This is a genomic window from Anaerotruncus sp., from assembly GCF_057433415.1.
Genome location: NZ_DBMDHH010000049.1, coordinates 1 through 18,803, shown reverse-complemented (window position 1 = coordinate 18,803; position 18,803 = coordinate 1). Strand labels below are relative to the sequence as shown.

The 18,803-nt window shown below is 62.9% G+C and carries 19 protein-coding genes; 9 read left to right on the top strand and 10 right to left on the bottom strand.

The annotated features are described in order from the left end of the window. The 3 genes from ACZO3G_RS11865 to ACZO3G_RS11855 form a co-directional block, all read right to left on the bottom strand. On the bottom strand, positions 1-1,264 hold a 1,264-nt coding region (locus ACZO3G_RS11865), incomplete at its 3' end, for an aldehyde dehydrogenase family protein (protein WP_486847244.1). Positions 1,265-1,284: 20 nt separating this feature from the next. Beyond that, the gene (locus ACZO3G_RS11860; RefSeq protein ID WP_276871345.1) at positions 1,285-2,736 is read right to left on the bottom strand and encodes an FGGY-family carbohydrate kinase; all 1,452 of its coding nucleotides are present in this window, start codon (positions 2,734-2,736) and stop codon (positions 1,285-1,287) included. 4 nt (positions 2,737-2,740) lie between these two features. Further along, on the bottom strand, positions 2,741-3,784 hold the full coding sequence (locus ACZO3G_RS11855) for a 2-hydroxyacid dehydrogenase (protein WP_276871348.1): 1,044 nt from the start codon (positions 3,782-3,784) through the stop codon (positions 2,741-2,743). A 299-nt stretch (positions 3,785-4,083) separates the two neighbouring features. Between ACZO3G_RS11855 and ACZO3G_RS11850 the strand changes: the two genes are divergently transcribed. From ACZO3G_RS11850 to ACZO3G_RS11820, 7 genes are all read left to right on the top strand, one after another. After that, complete coding sequence (locus ACZO3G_RS11850) at positions 4,084-5,124, top strand: NAD(P)-dependent alcohol dehydrogenase (protein ID WP_101548531.1); 1,041 nt, start codon at positions 4,084-4,086, stop codon at positions 5,122-5,124. Between the two features lie 80 nt (positions 5,125-5,204). Further along, the gene (locus tag ACZO3G_RS11845) at positions 5,205-6,146 is read left to right on the top strand and encodes a carbohydrate kinase family protein (protein ID WP_101548534.1); all 942 of its coding nucleotides are present in this window, start codon (positions 5,205-5,207) and stop codon (positions 6,144-6,146) included. 14 nt (positions 6,147-6,160) lie between these two features. Continuing rightward, positions 6,161-7,609, top strand: a complete 1,449-nt coding sequence (locus tag ACZO3G_RS11840; protein WP_276871351.1) for an aldehyde dehydrogenase family protein — start codon at positions 6,161-6,163, stop codon at positions 7,607-7,609. Positions 7,610-7,627: 18 nt separating this feature from the next. Further along, a complete protein-coding gene (locus ACZO3G_RS11835; RefSeq protein ID WP_276871353.1) occupies positions 7,628-8,290 on the top strand; it encodes a class II aldolase/adducin family protein in 663 nt (220 codons plus the stop codon). Between the two features lie 5 nt (positions 8,291-8,295). After that, positions 8,296-9,774 carry a rhamnulokinase gene (locus ACZO3G_RS11830; RefSeq protein ID WP_276871356.1) on the top strand — a complete coding sequence of 493 codons (1,479 nt, stop codon included), beginning with the start codon at positions 8,296-8,298 and terminating at the stop codon, positions 9,772-9,774. A gap of 20 nt (positions 9,775-9,794) precedes the next feature. Then, positions 9,795-10,667 carry a class II fructose-bisphosphate aldolase gene (locus ACZO3G_RS11825; protein WP_101548546.1) on the top strand — a complete coding sequence of 291 codons (873 nt, stop codon included), beginning with the start codon at positions 9,795-9,797 and terminating at the stop codon, positions 10,665-10,667. A 154-nt stretch (positions 10,668-10,821) separates the two neighbouring features. Then, a complete protein-coding gene (locus ACZO3G_RS11820) occupies positions 10,822-11,979 on the top strand; it encodes an MFS transporter (protein ID WP_276871362.1) in 1,158 nt (385 codons plus the stop codon). A gap of 54 nt (positions 11,980-12,033) precedes the next feature. On the opposite strand, the gene ACZO3G_RS11815 is transcribed toward ACZO3G_RS11820, so the two are convergent. The 4 genes from ACZO3G_RS11815 to ACZO3G_RS11800 all read right to left on the bottom strand — a co-directional run bounded on the left by ACZO3G_RS11815 (position 12,034) and on the right by ACZO3G_RS11800 (position 16,586). Further along, positions 12,034-13,683 (bottom strand): glutamine--tRNA ligase/YqeY domain fusion protein, encoded by a 1,650-nt coding sequence (locus tag ACZO3G_RS11815; RefSeq protein WP_277138564.1) that lies wholly within the window; start codon positions 13,681-13,683, stop codon positions 12,034-12,036. A 17-nt stretch (positions 13,684-13,700) separates the two neighbouring features. Continuing rightward, positions 13,701-15,356 (bottom strand): glutamate--tRNA ligase, encoded by a 1,656-nt coding sequence (gene gltX, locus ACZO3G_RS11810; RefSeq protein ID WP_101548553.1) that lies wholly within the window; start codon positions 15,354-15,356, stop codon positions 13,701-13,703. Positions 15,357-15,417: 61 nt separating this feature from the next. Beyond that, positions 15,418-15,846 carry a Holliday junction resolvase RuvX gene (gene ruvX, locus ACZO3G_RS11805; protein ID WP_101548555.1) on the bottom strand — a complete coding sequence of 143 codons (429 nt, stop codon included), beginning with the start codon at positions 15,844-15,846 and terminating at the stop codon, positions 15,418-15,420. After that, positions 15,843-16,586: a histidine phosphatase family protein gene (locus ACZO3G_RS11800; protein WP_276871380.1), complete on the bottom strand. Its 744-nt coding sequence runs from the start codon at positions 16,584-16,586 to the stop codon at positions 15,843-15,845. Before ACZO3G_RS11800 ends, ruvX begins: the two co-directional genes overlap by 4 nt. A gap of 251 nt (positions 16,587-16,837) precedes the next feature. On the opposite strand from ACZO3G_RS11800, the gene ACZO3G_RS11795 reads away from it, so the two are divergent. Further along, the gene (locus ACZO3G_RS11795; protein WP_276871383.1) at positions 16,838-17,362 is read left to right on the top strand and encodes a QueT transporter family protein; all 525 of its coding nucleotides are present in this window, start codon (positions 16,838-16,840) and stop codon (positions 17,360-17,362) included. Positions 17,363-17,514: 152 nt separating this feature from the next. Here the strand turns inward: ACZO3G_RS11795 and ACZO3G_RS11790 are convergent, their stop codons facing one another. Next, a complete protein-coding gene (locus tag ACZO3G_RS11790) occupies positions 17,515-17,703 on the bottom strand; it encodes a ferredoxin (protein ID WP_101548561.1) in 189 nt (62 codons plus the stop codon). A gap of 122 nt (positions 17,704-17,825) precedes the next feature. Between ACZO3G_RS11790 and ACZO3G_RS11785 the strand changes: the two genes are divergently transcribed. Continuing rightward, complete coding sequence (locus tag ACZO3G_RS11785; RefSeq protein ID WP_276871387.1) at positions 17,826-18,251, top strand: putative ABC transporter permease; 426 nt, start codon at positions 17,826-17,828, stop codon at positions 18,249-18,251. Here the strand turns inward: ACZO3G_RS11785 and ACZO3G_RS11780 are convergent. Continuing rightward, positions 18,243-18,443 (bottom strand): DUF6774 domain-containing protein, encoded by a 201-nt coding sequence (locus tag ACZO3G_RS11780; protein ID WP_121587328.1) that lies wholly within the window; start codon positions 18,441-18,443, stop codon positions 18,243-18,245. The two genes, ACZO3G_RS11785 and ACZO3G_RS11780, sit on opposite strands and share 9 nt — an antisense overlap. A gap of 62 nt (positions 18,444-18,505) precedes the next feature. Beyond that, positions 18,506-18,649 (bottom strand): hypothetical protein, encoded by a 144-nt coding sequence (locus ACZO3G_RS11775; RefSeq protein ID WP_172439125.1) that lies wholly within the window; start codon positions 18,647-18,649, stop codon positions 18,506-18,508. Between the last annotated feature and the right edge of the window lie 154 nt (positions 18,650-18,803).

Below are 18,803 nucleotides of genomic sequence, written 5' to 3'. Positions count from 1 at the left end.
CCACCTTCATGGCGTCCTGGAAGTCGTTCGTGATGACGCCCGAGCTGAGGCCGTAGTCGGAGGTCTCAGCGATCTCAATCGCCTCATCCAGCGTCTGGAAGGTGAAGATGGGGAAGATCGGTCCAAAGATCTCCATGTTTTTGCAGATATCCATCTCCTTCGTGCAGTTGTCGAGCACCGTGGGCATGTAATACGCGCCCCTCCGGACGCCGCCGTACACCAGCTTGGCGCCCTGGCCGATGGTGTGCTGCACCTGCTGCTCGACCTCTTTGGCGGCCGCTTCGCTGATCAGCACGCCGAAGTCGGTCTCGAGATCCATCAGGTCGCCCTCCTTCACCGTTTTCAGGCGCTCCTCGATCAGCCGGGTGACAAATTCGTCCTTGATCGACTCGTGGACGATGAACCGTTTTGCGCCCGAGCAGCACTGTCCCGCATTTCGCGTCTTGTCGCCCGCCTCGTTGACGGCCAGGTCCATGTCGCAGTCCGCGCAGATGATGAGCGGATCGTTGCCGCCAAGCTCGAACTTATAGGCGGTGAGGTTTTCGGCGGCATGCCGGGCGATCTCCTTGCCCGCCTCCACGCCGCCCGTGAGGTTGAGCTGGGCGATGCTGGGGTTGTCGGAAATCCAGTTGCCGACGGTGGAGCCGCGGCCGGTGACGCACTGCACGGCGCCCGGCGTAACGCCCGCCTCCACCAGAAGCCCCATGAGCTTTAAGACGGTGAGCGGATTGGAGGTCGCGGGCTTCACGACGATGGCGTTGCCCGCCATCAGCGCCGGACCCGCCTTAAACGCCCAGAGGGCGGCCGGGAAATTGAAGGGGACGATGCAGGCGATGACGCCGAGCGGCTCGTGCACCGTCACCTGGAGGTCGTCGTCGTAGCCGCCCTCGATGCCCATGGGCATCGTCTTCCCGTATTGGTGCTTGACGATCTCGATGGAGCTCTCGAACGTCATGTAGACGGAGTCGATCTCGCCGTAGGAGTCGAAGATCGGCTTGCCCGTCTCGAGCGTGAGGGTCCTGGCGAGCTCGTCCCGGTACTCCGTGAGGAGTTCCAGATACCTGCGCAGGATTTTCGCGCGCTCGCGGACGATGACCCGGTTCCACTGCTTCTGGGCCGTGACGGCGTCGGCGATGGCGCGGTCGACGTCCTCCTTAGCGGCGTTGGGCACCGTCTCAAGCAGCTTGCCGTCGTAGGGGTTGGTGACGTCGATGGTCGCCCGGTTGGCGGCGTCCACCCAGTTTCCGCTGATCAGCATTTTCATGGTTTCGCTCTCCTTTTCGATCATTGATAATAGCGTTTGCGTTCTTTGAGATAACTGTTGAACCGTTCCTGGTAGGCGGCGCTGATCGCCGGATTGGGAACGAAGGCGTCCGACACCCGGACCATCCGGGAGATGGCCTCCGTATAGCCCGAATAGAAGCCGATTCCCACGGCGCCCAGAATCGCCGCGCCCACGGAGGAGACCTCGGGATTCAGCACACGCCGCACCTCCTTTTGCAGGAGGTCGGATTTGAGCTGGAGCCATTTGGAGGAGCCGGAACCGCCGCCCCCGCAGTAGAGGGCCTCGCAGGGAGCGCCGACCGTTTTTTCGATCCCCTCGGCCACCTCCTTGATCCGGTAGGTGATCCCCTCGATGATCGCCTGATAGACGGCGTGGTTCGGCATGGAGGTGTCGAAGCCGGTGAGCGCGCAGCTCGTCTTGTCGTTGCTCATGAGGAAGGCGACGCGCGACGACGCGTCGAAGCGGATCTGCTCCTCCATCTCGGCGAACAGGTTCCCGCCGCCCCGGTAAATTTCGTTCCGGTACCAGGAGATGTACCTGCCGGCGATGGCCGCGCCGTTGATGGAGTGGGTGTCCCGGGAAAACGCGCAGCCCAGTTCGGCGGGCGTGCAGACTGCCGTGGGAGCCCTGCCCCGCGAGAAGCTTCCAAGCATTTCGTAGGTTCCGGAAACGTCGCCGAAGATCCGGTCCCGCTCCGGATTGACCCCGAGCCCCAGAAATCCGCACTCCGCGTCGTGTGCGCCAAGGACGATGGGAATCTCGCGGGGCAGCCGGACATCGCCGATCCGGTCCAGACTTGCCAGGACGCAGGCGGAATCGTGGACCTCGCCGCCCGCCTGTGACACATCGATGCCGATGCAGGAGGCGATGGTATCCGACCACTCCTTCCCGACGACGTCAAAAAGGGATTTTCTGCAGGCCAGCGTGTAGTCGATGTGGATGCCGAGCCCCATCCTGCAAAGGAGGTATTCCTGAATGCTCAGGTAGCGGCGGGCCCTCTGGTACACGTCGGGCTCATGGCGCTTGAGCCATAGGATTTTGGAGCACAGAAGGGTCGAAAAACAGGGCCCGCCGGTGATGGCGCGGAATTTTTCATCCCCAACGAGGTAGGTGATCTCCTCGGCCTCGCGCCGGGCGCGCGTGTCGAACGCCATGATCATGTTCCGCAAGGGCTTCAGGTCTCCGTCCACGGGGACCAGCGAGTCGCCCATCACCGAGAAGCTGACGCAAGCGATCTCACAGAGCCCGCGGCACGCCTCGAGGGCCTCGCAAAGGGAGTCCTGGAGGTTTTTCCAGATCGTGTCCGCGTCCATCTCGCACCGGCCGATGCCGGTGTTCAGCCAGAGGTTCTTCCTGGACGCCCCGGTGAGGATGCCGCCGTCCTCCAGATCGATGAGGTTTGTCCGGACGTTCGACGTGCCGACGTCGATGACGAGAACCGCTCTTTTCATCGCCTCATCCCCGCCTGACATGGACCATCGGCTCGCCTCGGAAGTACCGGTCAAGGTCCTTGAGCAGGACGGCGATCGAGTTGCCCGCGACATTGCTCGTCGTCCCCGCGAGGTGGGGGGTGAGTGTGACGTTGTCGAGCTTGAGAAGGGGGTTGTCCGGGCTGATCGGCTCGTGGGAGAAGACGTCGAGGGCGGCCCCGGCGATCCGATGGTCCCGCAGGACCTCGATCAGGGCGTCTTCGTCGATGAGCCCCGCGCGGGCGGTGTTGATAAAGAACGCGGAGGGCTTCATCTTCCGAAACTCCTCGCGCCCGAGCATGCCCCTGCTCTCCCCGCTGAGGCGGGCGTGTATGGTGATAAAGTCGGAGGTTTCCAGCAGCCGGTCAAGCGATACGGGCTCCGCGCCGAGCGCGCGCACCTTTTCCGCGGGCATGTAATTTTCATAGGCGATGATCCGGCACCCGAACGCCCGCAGGCGCTCCGCGACCATCTGGCCGATCGCGCCGTATCCGATGATCCCGACGGTCTTGTCGGCAAGGTTGTGGGAATAGGGGTAATTGCGGAACCGGACGACCCAGCTGCCGCCGTTGGCGGTGAGGGAGCTTCTCGCGATGTTCCGGGACTCGGCGATGATCATGCCGACCGTGTAATCCGCGACGGGCGCGGCGACCCGGCCGGGGGAGCAGACGACGGCCACGCCGCGCTCCCCGGCGCAGGCGAGGTTGACGTTCTCCACGCCGCTTCTCGTCACCCCGATCAGCTTGAGGCGCTTCGCGGCCTCGATGACCCGGGAGCCGATCGCCACAAAATCGGTGACAATGATGTCCGCGCCGGCCGCCTTTTCAAGCAGCTCCGCAGGGGGCGTAAACCATTCGGGGCCCGCCGTCTCAGTCTTCAGGATATACTGGGCCCGCTCGTTTTCATCCGCTCCCATGGAGATCTCAATGATGTCCACGTCAACGTCATAGGGGGCGAAGCGGTACAGGTTCTCGCGGACGTCCTGTTCGGTAATCGAGAAGTCCGCGACGAATAAGAGCTTTTGTCTCAAGGCGGTCACCCACTTAATATAGTTTTAATAATAATTATAATATAAATATTTGCTTACACGATTATAGCAGTATTAAATCAGAAAAGCAATAGAAGGAGAAACATTTTGTTAGATAAATTTGCTGAAAAATCAGCATATATTGGGATTTTACATATTCCACAAAATTCAGGCGGGATATTCTCCCGAAAAATAAAACCCCCGGCGTATTGACATTTGACGTTTCTTTGGTATAGTTATAGCAGAACAATTTGAAACTTATTATTATACTTAAAATAAATGATAAAGAAAGGGAAGATACTATGGTCAACAAAGCAGCGGTCGTCATGGAGAACCGGAAGATCGAAATTATGGACACCCCCATGCCGGAAATGAAGCCCGGATATGTAAAGGTGAAGGTGGGATACTGCGGCGTGTGCGGCTCCGACGTTCACTTCTATTCCTTCGGGGAGCCCGACTTCCCGGACGTCTACCCCTTCATCATCGGGCATGAGTTCGCGGGCACGGTGGTGGAAGTGGCCGACGGCGTCAAGGATCTCAAGGTCGGAGACCGGGTCTGCGTCGAGCCGGGAACCTTCTGCGGCAAATGCGAGTGGTGCAAAAAGGGCAAATACAACCTCTGCAAGGAGATGGAGTTCCTTTCGGCCCCGCGCACGAAGGGCGCGATGAGGGAGTACATCACGCATCCCGCGGAACTCTGCTTCAAGCTCCCGGACAACGTGTCGACGATGGAAGGCGCCCTGGTGGAGCCGCTCGCGGTCGGCATGAACTCGGTCGTCCGTTCGGGCATCCAGGTGGGCGATTCGGCGGTCGTGCTCGGAACAGGCTGCATCGGCCTCGTCACGATCATGTCCCTGAAGGCGGCCGGGATCACGGACATCACCGCCGTCGACCTCTACGACATCAGGCTCGAAAAGGCCCTCGAGGTCGGCGCGACGCGCGTCATCAACACCACCGATAAGGATTCCGTCGCCGAGGTGCTCAAGTATTACGACGGCATCGGCCCCGACTTTGTCTTCGAGACGGCGGGCAGCCGCTATACGGCGGAGGCTGCGGTCTACATCTGCAAAAAGGGCGGCGTCATCATGCAGGTCGGAAACGTGGTCGGCGAGACGTCGCTCAACCTCCAGAAGATGTGCGACAAGGAGCTCACGCTCATGACCAACTTCCGCTACCGCAACGTCTACCCCACCTGCGTCGAGGCGATCGCGGCCGGCCGGATCAACGTGAAGGACATCGTCTCCAAGGTCTATCCGCTCGACGACGCGATGGAGGCGTTCGAGGACTGCATCAGCAAACGGCAGTCGATGGTCAAGGCGGTGCTCAAAATCAGCGAGGACTGACCGGAAGCCGCAACAAGCGGGGAAGCCGGACGCCGTCCGGCTTCCCCGCCCGAATTGATTGTACAGGGGGAGGCCGCCTCATGAATAAAGTCATCTGCGTCGGCAACGCGGTTGTCGACATCATCGTAAAGAACGGCCCGGACCGGACGCCCGACGGCATGACGCAGTTTTCCGAGAGCATCGACATGTATGTGGGCGGAGACGCGGTCAACGAGGCTGTCGGGCTCGCGGCGATGGGCAACGACGTGAAGCTCTACACGGCGATCGGCGACGACGCGCTGGGCAGCGCCTTCATGAGCCTGATCGAGGGCTACGGGATCCCGACGGACGGCGTCGTCCGGGACCGGGAGCACAGCACGACGGCGACCGTCGTCACCGTCGGGGCCGACGGCGAGCACGGATGCATGACCCTCCGCAACGGTGCCGCGGGGAACATGCGCTACAGCACGGATGTGTTCGACATCGATTTTGCGGGCGCCAGGCTGGTTTCCGTCGCCAGCCTTTTCTGGAGCAGGGGCCAGACCGATGCGGATTTGACGGCGCTGCTGAAAAAGGCGAAGGAAGCGGGCGCGCTGACGATGGCGGACATGGTCCTCGACCAGTCGCAGATGTCCCTGGAGGATATCGCGGGCGCGATGAAATATCTGGATTATCTGGTCCCGAGCTATCATGAGGCATCCTACTTCACGGGCAAGGATTCTCCCGAGGAGATCGCGGACGAATTCCACAGGCGGGGCGTCAAGACGGTCGTCCTGAAGATGGGCGCGCAGGGCGTCTTCGCAAGCTCGGAAGGCAGGACATACCGCGTCGGCACGATCGCGGACCGGGTGGTCGACACGCTGGGGGCCGGGGATAACTTTGTGGCCGGCTTCATCACGGGGATCGTGGACGGGAAAAGCATGGAGGAAGCGCTCTATTTCGGGTCCGCCGCGTCGGCAATCGCGATCAGCCAGTATGGCGCGAGCGGCGCGATCAAGAGCAAACAACAGGTTCAGGACTACCTGGACGCCCACAGAAAATAGAAGGAGATTATGCTATGAAAATGATCATCAACGGTCAGAAGGTCGACTCTTCCGACGGCAGGACCCAAAACGTGGTCAACCCTGCGACGCTGCAGGTGATCGATACGGTTCCCTCCGCCACGGCGGAGGACATCACGAAGGCGGTTGACGGCGCGGTCGCCGCGCAGGAGGCCTGGGCGGCGCTTCCGGTCAGGGAACGCTGCGTCATCCTCCGCCGGTTCGCCGACCTGGTGATGGAGAGAAGGCTCGAGCTGGGCGAGATCCTCGCCAAGGAAGCCGGCAAGCCGTACATGAAGGAGGCCGTGTGGGAGCTCGATTCCGTGGCGTACGTATACCGCGGCGCGTGTGACGTTGCGATGCACTACTATGGATCGACCATGCCGATCGGCACGGAGCCGGGATACGACGACGACCTCCAGATCACGATCCACGAGCCGCTCGGAACGCTCGCATGCATCATCCCCTACAACTTCCCGCCCGCCATCTGGGCGTTCAAGACGGCCGCGGCGCTTGCCGCGGGCAACACGATCGTGGTCAAGGCGCCCTCCTATGACCCGATGACGCTTCTCGTGCTGCACGAGATGCTCCACGAAGCGGGGCTCCCCGCGGGCGTGGCGCAGTGCCTGACCGGAAAGGGATCCGTCGTGGGAGACTGCCTCGTCGACGACCCGCGGATCGCGTGCGTCAACTTTACCGGAAGCACGGACGCCGGCCTCAGCATCGCGGCGACGGCCGCCAAGCACCTCACCGACTACAAGTTCGAGCTCGGCGGCAACGACCCGTTCATTGTGTTCGAGGACGCCGACATGGACCTGGTGGTCAAGGAGGCCGAGGACCAGGCGCGGAACAACCGCCAGTGCTGCACGGGCTCCAAGAGGTTCCTGGTACATAACTCCCTGAAGGAGGAATTCATCCGCAGGCTCAGCGCCGAGCTGGATAAGCTCGTGATCGGCGACCCGATGGACCCGAAGGTCAACATGGGCCCGATGATCTCGGAGAGGGCCGCCAGGCAGGTGGAGGAGCAGGTCAACCTGACGGTCGCGCAGGGCGCCAGGATCGTGCGCGGCGGCAAGCGCAACGGCGCGTTCTACGAGCCCACCATCCTTACCGATGTGGCGCCCGACACGGATATCGCGCGCGACATGGAGGTGTTCGGCCCCGTGTGGCCGGTGATCGGCTTCGACACGGTCGACGAAGCGGTCGGGATCGCCAACAGCTCACATTACGGGCTCGGAGGCGGGCTTTTCTCCCGTAACATCTACACCTGCATCCAGGTGGCCAAGAGGCTGAAAACCGGCCACATCGCCATCAACGGCTCGGGCAACTTCCGCGCGGCGGAGCTCCCGTTCGGCGGCGGCAGGAAGATGAGCGGCAACAGCCGTGAATCCCTCTCCCGGGTCATGGACGAGGTGACGCAGCTCAAATCGATCGTGTTCCGGTATGCGTTCAACGAGAGAAAGTGAACAGAGGAATTCAAATACATGTATTACAGCGATGAAGAAGCAAAGCAGTTGATCTGTGAATACGGAAAGCGCGTGTACCGGCAGGGGATGGTGGCCGGGAACGAGGGCAACATCTCCGTGCGGACGGGCGCCGACGCCGTGTGGGTGACCCCCACCGGCGTGAGCAAAAACGACCTCACGCCGGAGATGCTGTCCAAGACCGACCTCGACGGGAACCTCATCATCGCCGGCAGCCTCCCGGTCTCGTCCGAATCGAAGATGCATTACGGGATTTACCGGGAGAGCGGCAAGGCCGGCGCGGTGTTCCATACGCACGCCACCTTCGCCACCGCCTTCGCATGCAGCGGGAAACGCGTCAACACCAGGATGCTCCCCGAGCTGCTGGGGCTCTTCGGCGAAGAGATCCAGGTCGCCCCTTACGGCCGTCCGGGAACCTTTGAACTTCCCGAGGCGGTCCGGCCCTACGTCAAAACCAACCGGGCGGTGCTCATCGAGAACCACGGCGCGGTGACCTGGGCGGAGACGGTCCGCCAGGCCTACTACAACATGGAATTCCTGGAAAAGTGCTGCAAGATCTATGCGGTTGCAAACTTTATGATCGGCGGCGCGCACGACATCCCCAACGAGGAAAGCATCCGGGAGCAGTTGGCGGCTTTTCAAAAAGACGCCATGGGTGGATGACCGCCATGTCAACATCTTATCTTGCGATAGACGTCGGCGGCGGTAGCGGGAGAGGCATCGTGGGCACGCTGGAGGGCCGGCGGCTTACGCTGCGGGAGGTGCACAGGTTCGCCAACTACCACGTCCCCGTGGCCGGCAGGGATTACTGGGACCTCTTCCACCTCTTCCACGAGATGATCGAATGCGTCCGCAGGGCGCAGAGGGAGCACGGAGACCTCTCCAGCTTCTGCGTGGACTTGTGGGGCAACGACATCGCGTTCCTCGACAAAAACGGTCAGCCGATCGGATATCCGTGGTGTACGCGCAATTCCGACGGGAGCGCCATGGAGGCGTTCTTCCGGGACGTGATGCCGCCGGAAGCGTACTTCATGCAGTGCGGCAGCCAGGTGCGGCGCGGCAACGCGGTGTTTCAGCTGTACGAGCGGATGCTCGAAAGGGACCCGGCCCTCGCCCATGCGGAAAGGATCCTCACGCTTCCCGACCTGTTCGGGTACTTCTTTACGGGCAGGGCCTACTCGGAGTTTACGATCGCCACGACGACCCAGCTGATCGACCCGTTTACGGGGGGCTGGAACGGGCGCCTGATCCGGGCGCTTGGGCTTCCGGAGCACCTCTTTGGGGAGATCGTCCTGCCCGGCACGAGGCGGTACGACCTCCTGCCCGGGGTGCTTCCGGAGGCGGCGGGCCGCCTGAAATACGCGCCCGCCGCGTCGCACGACACGGCGTCCGCCGTCACGACGCTGACCGTGGCGCCGGACGAGGCGTTCTGCTCGAGCGGCACCTGGTCGATCATCGGGGCGGAATGCGACGGCCCGACGATCAATAGGGAGGTTCTCGCGTACAACTTCTCCAACGAGGGCTGCGCGGACGGCAGGTGGAGGCTCCAGAAGGACATCATGGGCATGTGGTGCATGCAGAATCTTCACCGCGGCCTTTGCGAAACCGCCGGGCCCCTCTCCTGGGATGAGATCGTCCGGCAGGCGGAGGCGGCGGAGCCCTTCCGGTCGCTGGTCAACCTGGAGGAGCCCGTGTTCGTCAGCGACGCGGACCCCGCGGAGACGATCCGCGCCTACTGCGGGAAGACGGGACAGCCGGTCCCGGCCGCGCTCGGAGAAATTGCGAGGTGCGTCTACGAAAGCATGGCGCTCCAGTACCGGCAGACCCTCGCGCAGCTCCGGGAGCTTTCGGGCAGGGAATTTACAAAACTCCGGATCGTCGGCGGAGGAGGAAAGAACGGCTTCCTCAACCAGATGATTGCGGACGCCGCGCGGATGCGGGTGGAAGCCGGGCCGTACGAGAGCGCGTCGGTCGGCGGCATCCTCCTGCAGGCGGCGGCGGAGGGCAAAATCCAAACGGCGGATTTCCCGGAGATCGTCCGGTCGTCGTTCGAGGTCAGGACCTTCACGCCCCGGAAGGAGCGCGCGCCGCTCTGGGACGCGGCGGCGGACCGGTACCGGGAATATTGCGGCAAAATGGTTCTATGAAATAACAGGAGGCTATCAATATGGGACTGGTAACATTAACGGAAATCCTGAAGGAAAGCGTGGAGAAAAAGTACGCGGTAGGCGCGTTCGACACGCTGGACGACAACTTCACGGAGGCCATCGTCGCGGCGGCGGAGGAAGAGGGGCTCCCGGTCATCCTGATGGTGCCCAACTTCTTTGCCGACGACAGGGACGAGCGGCAGATGAGCTTTTACTTCAACCGGCTGCTGGACCGCTGCCAGCGGGCGACGGTTCCCGTCTGCCTGCATCTGGACCACGGCAACAGCTTCGCCTGCTGCGTCAAAGCCATCCACGGCGGCTGCACGTCGATCATGTTTGACGGCTCGGCGCTCCCGGTGGAGGAAAACATGGCCATTACGAAAGAGCTCGTCAAAATCGCCCACAGCTGCGGCGTGAGCGTTGAAGCGGAAATCGGCCACGTGGGCAGCCCCGAGGGCGGGGAGCTGGAAGCCAGCGACGTGGACACCTCCAAGTACACCAAGCCGGAGGACGCGAAGCGGTTCGTCGAGGAGACGGGCGTGGACGCCCTCGCCGTCGCCGTCGGCACGGTGCACGGCCTCTTCAAGGGGACCCCGAAGATCGACACGGAGCGGCTGGACCAGATCCGTGAGCTCGTCAAGATCCCGCTCGTCCTGCATGGCGGATCGGGGCTTCCCGAGTCGGAATTCCGCGCGGCGATCGAGCACGGCATCAACAAGATCAACTTCTTTACCGGCCTTTCGCTCGCGGCGTCGGGCGCGATCGACGCGAAGCTGAAGGAGTTCAACGGCAAGATTCACTATATCGAGCTCATCAACGCCGCGCACGAGGCGTGCAAGGCCGCCGTCAAAGAGCAGATGCGGATTTTCGGAACGCTTCCGCTTGACATCTGATCATCAAAGGCCCCGCCGGCTTCGCCGGCGGGGAAAGGGCTGTCGCTTTGGAATCGGCACATGGGAGGAAATCGGTGCGCCGTTCCGGGGCGGCAGCTCTGTCAGCCGCTCCGAAAGAACAAACAACGCAGCCGTGATTTGAAAGTGAGACGACATGTCGCTTTATTTCCTGATCGTACTGTTCATCACATTTGCCGCCTCGGGACTCCAGTACTCCGTGCTGGGGTCCGTCTGGCCGATCGTCTACAGGGACTTTGGCGTGGCGCTCTCCCTCGTCGGCTACGTGAACATGATCATCGCCGCCGGCCGGGTCGTCGCCAGCGTCTACACCGACCGCCTGGTCGGGAAATACGGGACGCACAAGGTCGCGTCCTTTGGTTTTGTCCTCATATGCCTGGGGCTCTTTGGGTACGCGAACTGTCGGTCCTATGCGATGCTCTGCATCATCAGCATTCCGCTCGGGTTCGGCGAGGATTTTTTTCTCTGCTCGATCAATACCTTTTCGGCGCTGCACCTGCGGGCAAAATACGCGAACTGGCTCAACATGGTGTGGAGCCTCGGCGCCACGGCGGGCCCCTATATCATGAGCCTCTGCCTGGCCGGGGGCGCCGCGTGGAACGCGGGCTACCTTGTCCTGGCCCTCATCCAGACCGGCGTCCTCCTGCTGTTTTTGTCCTCCCGCGGCAAGTGGAAGGAGATCCCTTCCGTTGAAGTCTGTTCCCCGGGGACGAGAAGGAAGCCCATGCGGGAGGCGATCAGGCTGAAGGGCATGCCGGTGATGGTCGCGGCGCTCTTCTGCTATACGGCGATCGAGACCACGTCGGCGCTTTGGGCGAGCAGCTACATCACGATCAGAAAAGGGCTGCCGGACGACGTCGGCGCGCTGGGGACGACCTTTCTCTTCCTCGGGATGACGGTGGGGAGGTTCGCGAGCGGGTTCATATCCGACCGGCTGGGCGACAAGCGGATGATGCACATCGGTCAGGCCCTCATTGCCGCGGGCTCGCTCGCCCTGTTCCTGCTGTCGGGGAGGGGCGCGGTGCTCGCGGCCATGGCGATCCTCGGGTTTGGGTGCGCGCCGGTCTTCCCCTGCTTCATCCATTATGTCCCGCAGGTCTTTGGAATCGGGGACACGGGCAGCGCAGTCAGCCTTTTGATGGGCAGTTCGCAGCTCGCCACGCTGCTGATGCCGATTGCGTTCGGATGGATCGCCGACCTCGGCGGCATGGGGTTCTACCCGTTCTTTCAGATCTTTTTCGCGGCGGCCATGATGGCGGCGCTGGTTTACCAGAGAAAACACGCAACGGCATAAAAAAGCGGCGGCGGATGTCCTTGGACATCCGCCGCCGTATTTTCATATTTCGCGTCACTTCTCGACCTTGAAGCTGTCCTTGAGCGTGACGATGCGGTTAAAGGTGCCGGGGTTTTTGCTGTCCTTGCAGAAGTAGCCCATGCGCACGAACTGGAAGCGGTCGCCCGGCTGCGCGCCGGCGAGGGACGCCTCGAGCTTGCAGTGGTGCAGCTCGGTGAGGGAAGCGGGGTTCAGGTAGTCGAGGTAGTTGGTGCCCTCGGGCACGGCGTTGACGTCCTCGAGGGTGAAGAGGTTCTCGTAGAGCATCACGCGCGCGTCGCAGGCGTGCGCGGCGGAAACCCAGTGGATGGTGCCGCGCACCTTGCGGCCGTCGGCGGGCATGCCGTTGGCCGTTTCGAGGTCGGCGGTGCAGCGCAGCTCGGCGACGTTGCCGTCCGCGTCCTTGACGACCTCGTTGCACTTCACGATGTAGGCGCCCATCAGCCGGACCTCGCCGCCCGGCTTCAGCCGCTGGAACTTGGGCGGCGGCACCTCGGCGAAGTCGGTACGCTCGATGTAGCACTCCCGCGTAAAGACGACCTCGCGGGTCCCGGCCTCGGGGTCGACGGGGTTGTTGGCGACCGCGAAGGTCTCCTCCTTCCCCTCGGGGTAGTTTTCGATGACGACCCGGATGGGATCGAGCACCGCCATGCGGCGGGGAGCCGCGGCGTTGAGCTCCTCGCGGATGCAGTATTCGAGCAGCTTCTGATCGACGAGGCTGTTGGTCTTGGCGATGCCCGCGCGCTGCACGAACTCAAAGATCGCGCTCGGGGTGTAGCCCCGGCGGCGCAGGCCGCAGAGGGTGGGCATACGCGGGTCGTCCCAGCCGTCGACACGGCCGGTCTCGACCAATTCGCGCAGATAGCGCTTGCTCATGACCGTGTTCGTGATGTTGAGCCGGGCGAACTCCCGCTGCTTGGGCTTGGGGTCGAAGCCGATGTTGTCCACCACCCACTCGTAGAGGGGCCGGTGGTTCTCGAACTCGAGGGAGCACATCGAATGGGTGATCCCTTCGATTGCGTCCTGTATAGGATGCGCAAAATCATACAGCGGGTAGATGCACCACCGATCCCCCTGCCGGTGGTGATGGGCGCGCACGATGCGGTAGATCGCGGGGTCGCGCAGGTTGAGGTTGGGGGAGGCCATGTCGATCTTGGCGCGCAGGGTGCGGGAGCCGTCGGGGAATTCGCCGTTCTTCATCCGCTCGAAGAGGTCGAGGTTCTCCTCGGCCGTGCGGTTCCGGTAGGGGCTTTCGCGGCCCGGCTGGGTGAGGGTGCCGCGGTATTCGCGCATCTCGTCGGCCGTCAGGTCGCAGACGTAGGCCTTGCCGTCCCGGATGAGCTGGACCGCGTACTCGTAGCACTGGTCGAAATAGTCGGAGCCGTAGAAGATGCCGTCGGGGTTGGCGCCCAGCCAGCGCAGGTCCTCCTCGATCGACTCGACGAACTCGGTGTCCTCCTTGACGGGATTGGTGTCGTCGTAGCGGAGGTTGAAGAGTCCGCCGTATTTTTTCGCGATGAAGTAGTTGATGAAGATCGCCTTGGCGGAACCGATGTGCAGGTAGCCGTTGGGCTCGGGCGGGAACCGGGTGTGGATCCGCGCCGAAAAGCCGTTTTTGAGGTCCTCGTCGATGATCTCGGTCAAAAAATTTGGAGCGATTTCCATAGGGCACACGTCCTCTTTCAGTTCAGATTTTCCGCCGCGGAGCCGAGCCGCCGGAGCACCCGCTCCCGGCCGAGCAGCCGCATGATCTCGTACATGTCGGGGGAGTTCTGCCGTCCGGTGACGGCCACGCGGAGCACCATGCTCACATCCGCGACGCTGCCGGGATAGGCGGAGGGATTCTGCTTGTAGTCCTTCATGTTGGCGGCGTAGCCGAGCCGCTCGGCGAGCGCCTTGATCCTGTCGAACCAGACGCCGCTGTCGTCCGCGGGGTCGTAGATCGCGGCGTATTCGTCGAGGATGCGCTTCGCGTCGGCGGCGGAGACGTTTTCGGGGTAGGCGCCGTCGCAGGCGAAGAGCTCGTCGAAGAAGAAGCTCAGATACTCCTTGGCGCCGCTCCACACGGCGATGTCCTTGCGGGGCTTTTTGCCGCCGCGGCCGATCGACAGGATCGCCTCGGTGTAGGCGGGGTCGCGCTCGAGCAGCGCGCAGAAGCCGGGGTCGTATTCCCGCGCCCAGGCGGTGAGCCTGTCCGCGACCTCGGCGGCGGACATGCGGGAGATGACGTTTTTGGAGACGTCGCCCAGCTTTTCGATGTCGAAGAGCGCGCCCGAGACGCCCATCTTCTTGGTGTTGAAGGGAAATTTATCGAGCGGGGCGTCGGGGTTCGCGAGCCTCCAGTCCTCGAAATTGGAGTTTAAGAGGGTCATGAGGTACTCCTTGACCGCCGCCACGCAGTAGCCCTGCCGCTGGTAGAAGTCGAGCGCGAGTTCGGGGTCCTTGCGCTTGGAGAGCTTGCGCTTATTGCCGTTTTCCAGCTTCATGAGCTGGGCGGTGTGCACATATTTGGGCATCCTCCAGCCCATCGCGCCGAAAAGCTGGATGTGGATGGGCAGCGTCGCCAGCCACTCCTCGCCGCGCACGACGTGGGTCGTGCCCATCAGGTGGTCGTCGACGACGTGCGCAAAGTGGTAGGTGGGGATGCCGTCGCTTTTGAGGAGCACCACGTCCTGGTCGTTCTCGGGCAGCTCCATCGTGCCGCGCACGAGGTCGGTGAACTTGGTGCGGCGGCCGGGGTCGCCCTCGCTGCGGAAGCGCAGCACGAACGGCTCGCCCGCCGCAACACGGGATTCCACCTCGCTCAGGGGGGTGTCGCGGTGTACCGCCCAGCTCCCATAATAGCCGAAATTCGCCTTTTCGGCGGCCTGCTTTTCGCGGATGGCGGCGAGCTCCTCCTCGGTGCAGAAGCAGGGATACGCCTTCCCCTGCCGGACGAGCCGCTTGGCGTAGGCCCGGTAGATCCCCTCGCGCTGACGCTGCCGGTAGGGGCCGTAGGCGCCGTTGTCGCCGTCGGCCGTCGCGCCCTCGTCGAAGGGAAGCTCGTAGTCGGAAAAGACCTTGAGGATCGTTTCGACCGCGCCGGGCACCTCGCGTTTCTGGTCGGTGTCCTCGATGCGCAGGTAGAAGACGCCGCCGCTCTGGTGGGCGAGGCGCTCGTCCGCGATCGCGCCGAAGAGGTTCCCAAGGTGCATGAAGCCGGTGGGACTGGGGGCCATGCGGGTGACCTTAGCCCCCTCGGGCAGGCTGCGGGGCGGGTAGTCCGCCTCGATTTTGGCGATGGCCGCCTCCTCGTCGAGGCCGGGGAAGAGCAGGTCGGCAAGTGCGTTGTAGTCCATCAAAAAAAGCTCCTTTGCGGCTGTAATCACGCGGATAGTATACTACAATTTTCCACCGTTATCAATCTTCATCCGGATGATTGCGGCGGTAATTCATATAACTTTCGAGGATGATGGTGGCGGCCACCTCGTCGATGACCTCCTTGCGTTTTTTGCCGCGGGTGTTGGTGGCGTTGAGGTACCCCGTCGCGGAGACGGTGGTGCCGCGCTCGTCCCACAGGCGCACGGGGACGTTGACCAGCCGGGCAAGCTGGTCGGCGAAGTCGGCGCAGAGCTGGGCGCGGGGGCCCTCCGAGCCGTCCATATTGATGGGGTGCCCCACGATGACCATCTCCGCGCCGTATTCGCTGGCGGAGGCGGCGACCTTCTGGACCACGCTGCCGAAGTCCTTGTCGTGGATGACCCCGATGGGGGACGCGAGGTATTCGGTGCGGTCGCAGCAGGCAAGGCCGGTGCGCGCGTCGCCGAAATCAACAGCCATGATCTTCATATCTTCACTCCTTTGGCGGCCTGGCCGCCGGCATCGGCATTTTCCCGCGCGGCATAGGCCGCGCGGTCCTCCTCGGTGACGGGGACGCTGCGCCACCAATCCTGGAGCGCGAAGGTCGAGGCGGCCTCCGGCAGGTGGGAGGAGTCGTTGAGGTAGACCGGACGCGGCAGGAAATCGTCCCCGAATTCGATCCTGCTCACGGCGGTGTTGTCGCACCAGCCGACCTCGCCGATCCGCTCGATCGGCCAGCCCTGCGCGAAGCAGAGGTAGTTGCGGATGGCGCAGCCGTGGGAGGCGACGGCGACCGTCCCGCCCGCGTGCGCCCGCACGATGCGGCCGATGGTGTCCCGCATCCGTTCGTAGACGCTGCGCATGCTCTCGCCGCCCGGGGCCTCGAACGCCCACGGCTCGTTGTCCCAGCGCGCCTCCTCCACGGGGAAGCGCAGCGGCAGCTCCGCGAAGGGCACCCCCTCGAACGCGCCGCCGTTGATCTCCATGAGGCCGTCGTCGGTGACGATGGGCAGCCCGGCCGCGCGGTCGATCGCCTTCGCCGTCTCGTACGCCCGCTTGAGCGGGGAGGCGTAGACGGCGTCCAGCGGGATATCCGCGAACCGGCGGGCGAGGTATTCGAGCTGCCGGTAGCCCTTTTCGCTCACGTCGCTGTTGCTGTGTCCCTGAAAGGTCCGCCGCCAGTTGCCCTCGGCCTCCGCGTGACGGACCAGATATAAGGTAGTGGTCAAACGATTTCACCCGATTCCAATGAATTCCCCGCACGATCGCGGGCGCGGGCGGCAGGGCGCCCGCAAAACACACGCATCTATTATACTATAAATCCGAGGGAATCACAATCCCGGGCTTGCTTTTTCCCGCGCCGGAAGCTAAAATAAGAAAGCCGCTTGCGCGGCGGTCAGTTCGCAACATCCTGACCTTAAACAAACACTAGGGGCGTCCGTGGAAAACCGCGGAAAGGCTCCGGAAAAGAGGAAAAAACATGACAAGGCAAACCCCCAACATCCGGCGCATGGTCGTGGCGGCCATGATCGCCGCGGTCTACTGCGCCGTCAGCCTCCTGCTGCTGCCGCTCTCCTTCGGGGCGGTGCAGGTGCGCGTCTCGGAGGCGCTCACCCTGCTGCCCGTACTGAGCCCGGACGCCATCGTCGGCGTGACGCTCGGCTGCGCGCTCACCAACGCCCTCGGCTCGTCGATGGGGCTGATCGACGTGGTGGTGGGCACCTCCGCCACCCTCATCTCCGCGCTCATGAGCTGGGCGCTGCGGAAGGCGCGCGTCTTCGGCCTTCCGGTGGCGTCGTCGCTGCCCCCCGTGCTCGTCAACGCCGTCTTCATCGGCGCGGAGATCACCCTCCTCTCCCCGGAGGGGTGGAACACGGGCGTTTTCCTGGCCACCGCGCTGTCGGTCGGCGCCGGCCAGCTGCTCTCCTGCTGCGTGCTCGGGCTGCTTCTCGTCTGGGCGCTGGAACGCAAGGGGCTGGGGGAACGGCTGTTCGAAAAATCTTAAAGGACAGAAAAAAGGCCTGCGGCTGTGCCGCAGGCCTTTTTCCGGGAAACGGTATTTAGTTTGTAAATTTATCCTACCATACGGCCACGGAAAGGTCAATGGTAACATAATACTAGTCGTTCCGGTTAGAGAAATAAAAAGTAAGACTCAGCTCACTCAACATGGATGACCGAAACGGGGCAGCTCTCCTGCGCGGTGACGGCGCCCTTCTCCGCTTCATCCGGGACGGGATTCTGGTGCACGTCGGCCAGCCCGTCGTCCCCCATATGGAACACCTCGGGGCAGATTTCCACGCACATGCCGCAGGAGATGCAGCCGTCGCGGTCGATTTTGGCAATCATGGCAGGTCCTCCTTCCGTAAAGATATCCCTATTCTTTCCCATCTTCGCCCAAATTATCCAGAGAAGGAGTTTGGACGGGCCGCGCCCGCATAAAATGGGAAAAAAGGGAAGGAGGCGCTGCAATGGTCGACCTGCATGTTCCTCTGCGGCAGGGGGTGCTCTTTGCGGTGGGCGGCGCGCTCTATTATCTGGTGGAGGTGCTCTGGCGGGGACATTCCGACTGGACGATGGCGGTGCTGGGAGGCGTCTGCTTTCTGCTGATCGGGCGGATCAACGAGCGGTGCGAGTGGTGCGTGGCGCTGCTCTCCCAGATGGTGCTGGCCTCGCTCATCGTCACAACGGCGGAATTCTGCGCGGGCATGGTCCTGAACATATGGCTGGAACTGGGGATCTGGGACTATTCCGGGATGCCCTATAACCTCTGCGGTCAGGTCTGCCTGCTTTATACGAACCTGTGGTTCCTGCTCTCCCTGCCGGCCATCGTCCTCGACGACTGGCTGCGCCACTGGTGGTTCGGCGAACGAAAGCCCGCCTACAAGCTACTCTGATACGCCCGGCCTTCCGGCGGGCGGGACCCGCCGGTTCTCCTCCAGCTCCCGCTGGAGCGCGATCGTCTCGAGCGTCTCGCCCAGCTGCACAAAGATGGAGCCGAGCACGTCGAGCTCGGTGTTGTCCGGATAGTCCTGCGCGATCGATACCGCGAGCGCGGTGATCGCGGTGACCAGTTCGTAGGAGTTCATGCGGTCACCTCCCCGCGCATCCTATGAAAAATCCCCCGGAAATGACACAGTGGAGGAAGAGCTTACTCTTCCTCCACAATGCTTTGGAGACATTCGATCAGGTCGTTCAGGGTGTAAAGACTGACGTCGCGGCGCAGGATCTCGTTTTTCAGCTCGATGGGGAGCGACTCGAACCGGTAGCGCAGCTTTGGATCGACATAGGACATGGTCCATCACCTCACTGGGAGTATGGGCCGCCTGCGGCGGGATTAATCACCCGGCGGGCTTAGATTTGCCGCTCGGGGAGCGGCGGAGTTGCCGGGTCCCGCCCCGGCGGGCGGCCCCATTTCTTGTACGGACAAGAAATGGGGGAAAGAAGCC

Coding starts and splice junctions, on each gene's coding strand:
- ACZO3G_RS11780 (WP_121587328.1), bottom strand. CDS start 18,443: ATGAACTCCTACGAACTGGTCACCGCGATCACCGCGCTCGCGGTATCG.
- ACZO3G_RS11860 (WP_276871345.1), bottom strand. CDS start 2,736: ATGAAAAGAGCGGTTCTCGTCATCGACGTCGGCACGTCGAACGTCCGG.
- ACZO3G_RS11840 (WP_276871351.1), top strand. CDS start 6,161: ATGAAAATGATCATCAACGGTCAGAAGGTCGACTCTTCCGACGGCAGG.
- ACZO3G_RS11820 (WP_276871362.1), top strand. CDS start 10,822: ATGTCGCTTTATTTCCTGATCGTACTGTTCATCACATTTGCCGCCTCG.
- ACZO3G_RS11795 (WP_276871383.1), top strand. CDS start 16,838: ATGACAAGGCAAACCCCCAACATCCGGCGCATGGTCGTGGCGGCCATG.
- ACZO3G_RS11835 (WP_276871353.1), top strand. CDS start 7,628: ATGTATTACAGCGATGAAGAAGCAAAGCAGTTGATCTGTGAATACGGA.
- ACZO3G_RS11825 (WP_101548546.1), top strand. CDS start 9,795: ATGGGACTGGTAACATTAACGGAAATCCTGAAGGAAAGCGTGGAGAAA.
- ACZO3G_RS11850 (WP_101548531.1), top strand. CDS start 4,084: ATGGTCAACAAAGCAGCGGTCGTCATGGAGAACCGGAAGATCGAAATT.
- ACZO3G_RS11775 (WP_172439125.1), bottom strand. CDS start 18,649: ATGTCCTATGTCGATCCAAAGCTGCGCTACCGGTTCGAGTCGCTCCCC.
- ACZO3G_RS11815 (WP_277138564.1), bottom strand. CDS start 13,683: ATGGAAATCGCTCCAAATTTTTTGACCGAGATCATCGACGAGGACCTC.
- ruvX (WP_101548555.1), bottom strand. CDS start 15,846: ATGAAGATCATGGCTGTTGATTTCGGCGACGCGCGCACCGGCCTTGCC.
- ACZO3G_RS11830 (WP_276871356.1), top strand. CDS start 8,296: ATGTCAACATCTTATCTTGCGATAGACGTCGGCGGCGGTAGCGGGAGA.
- ACZO3G_RS11845 (WP_101548534.1), top strand. CDS start 5,205: ATGAATAAAGTCATCTGCGTCGGCAACGCGGTTGTCGACATCATCGTA.
- gltX (WP_101548553.1), bottom strand. CDS start 15,356: ATGGACTACAACGCACTTGCCGACCTGCTCTTCCCCGGCCTCGACGAG.
- ACZO3G_RS11790 (WP_101548561.1), bottom strand. CDS start 17,703: ATGATTGCCAAAATCGACCGCGACGGCTGCATCTCCTGCGGCATGTGC.
- ACZO3G_RS11785 (WP_276871387.1), top strand. CDS start 17,826: ATGGTCGACCTGCATGTTCCTCTGCGGCAGGGGGTGCTCTTTGCGGTG.